Origin of the sequence: Pseudomonas sp. 8209 (assembly GCF_028682105.1) — a bacterium.
Classification (GTDB): domain Bacteria; phylum Pseudomonadota; class Gammaproteobacteria; order Pseudomonadales; family Pseudomonadaceae; genus Aquipseudomonas; species Aquipseudomonas palmensis.
Genome location: NZ_JANIAH010000030.1, coordinates 1 through 429, shown reverse-complemented (window position 1 = coordinate 429; position 429 = coordinate 1). Strand labels below are relative to the sequence as shown.

The following is a 429-nucleotide window of genomic DNA, read 5'->3' as shown; positions in this document are numbered from 1 at the left end:
GGGCTTGCCGCATCGCCGGCCAGATCGGCCAGCGACACAGGACGGTAAGTGACGTGCACCGTGGTCTCGGTGATGCCGTACATGTTGATCAGTTGCGGCTGCTGATCGCCGAAGCGCTCGAACCAAGGGCGCAGGCTGTGCACGTCGAGAGCTTCGCCACCGAACACCACGTAGCGCAGGGCGGGCTTCATCTCGGCTTGCGCCGGAGCACAGGCCACCTGCATCAGCTGTTTGAACGCCGATGGCGTCTGGTTGAGCACGGTGACCCCCTGCTCGCACAGCAACTGGAAGAACTCTTCCGGTGCCCGGCTGGTGGCCTGCGGCACGATGACCAGCCTGCCGCCATACAGCAGCGCACCAAAGATCTCCCACACCGAGAAGTCGAAGGCATAGGAGTGGAACAGGCTCCACACGTCACTCGGCCCGAAG

1 protein-coding gene is annotated in these 429 nt (G+C 63.9%); it reads right to left on the bottom strand.

Annotated elements, in window-relative coordinates:
* Positions 1–429, bottom strand: a 429-nt coding sequence (locus NP552_RS25860) for an AMP-binding protein (RefSeq protein ID WP_274097327.1), incomplete at both ends; no start/stop codon positions are given.